This is a genomic window from Streptomyces sp. NPDC093149 (assembly GCF_044754145.1).
GTDB lineage: Bacteria > Actinomycetota > Actinomycetes > Streptomycetales > Streptomycetaceae > Streptomyces.
On the sequence record NZ_JBIVON010000079.1, the window covers coordinates 1 to 1,299 of the forward strand.

Genomic DNA, 1,299 nt, shown 5'->3' on the forward strand with positions numbered 1-1,299 from the left:
TCCCACTCCGCATTCGTCAGATCCCCACGTCCCATCCCACCACCCTGACCTCAACACCCCACCCCTGTCAGGAGATCCGAGAAACAGACCCTAGTCTGGAGGGGTCACGTCGCCTGCGGCGTATGGGGCTGCCAGGCGGCTCCAGCGAAGTGCTGCAAGGACCGGTCCAGCTGGGCTGGGGTGACCATGACTGAGGTGAGCCCAGCCGCGTGGCACCTGGTTATCCGCACCCCGCCGGACCAGGGCTCGAAGCACTTGCCCCAGCGCCATCTGGATGGAACCGGCGCCCCGTCCCTGAACCAGACGACCAGGGACGCGACGGACTCGGGGGCACAGCCGGGGCGCACTACGGTCACACGACTCACGTCCTGCCAGGCTACGTGAGTACGGCGCCGCCCCGCCGACAATGTGAAACCGTCGCGGCCTAGTTTGAGTTCAAGCTTCGGCCGCAAGAGGAGGGCGAGGAGTGGGGCGCACCCTGTAGCGACAAACCACGGCAGCATGGCGTCGATCTCCCATGTCCATGCCATTGCGCCCCACATCCCGATGGCGAACAGGGCCGCGGGCAGAACCCACGCGGTCAGAGCGGTCGCCGGTCCCGCGAACCGGCCCGAGTAGCATGCCTCCGCATCCGGTACGGCGTGAGCCAGGTCCGATTCTGCCTTCTCGCCCTGCCAGCACGGTCCGGCGAATCTGCGGAAAGCCGCAGAGAACTCCGGCACCGTGAAGTCGATCAGGTTGAGATCCATCCTGTAGGCGCCGGTCGCCGGATCGTAGGGTAGCGGCCAGCCACGGGCCGTGGACGACGTGCGCACTTGGAGATAGAAAACCTCGTGCGACTCGTCCCAGACGAGCCTGATGTCGTCGATGTCCTGCCAAGGTCGGCGCACCACACGATGGAGGAAACGGAGCCGCAGCCCCCAATCGTCGATGTACAAACCGACTGGAGCAACCGTGAAGGCGAGGGTCAGCAGGAAGGGGAGGGTTGTGAATGCCGTGAGCACCCAGGAGCCAGCATCGCGACTCACATACATGCATCCGCCGCCGCAGAGCGCAAGCAGGAACTTGAAACGGGAGGCCGCGTTCCGTCCACTCATTATGCACGCGTTGTTGAGGCTATGACAGGCCGCACGACGTGGCCTGTGCTGTGGGACGGCGTCAGCAGACGTCGCGGTTCCACGCGGGCTCACCCTCAGACAGGAGTGCTAGTGTCCTGCGCCGGAGATTCGTCGTTAGTTCATGCATGAGTGCTTCTTCGGGTGTGCCAGCACCGCGTCGTGGTCCGAAGCTGGAACCGTT

1 protein-coding gene is annotated in these 1,299 nt (G+C 64.9%); it reads right to left on the reverse strand.

The window, feature by feature from the left end:
- Positions 1-104: 104 nt before the first annotated feature.
- Positions 105-1,097: a hypothetical protein gene (locus ACIQCZ_RS42590; RefSeq protein WP_402291600.1), complete on the reverse strand. Its 993-nt coding sequence runs from the start codon at positions 1,095-1,097 to the stop codon at positions 105-107.
- Positions 1,098-1,299 lie beyond the last annotated feature (202 nt).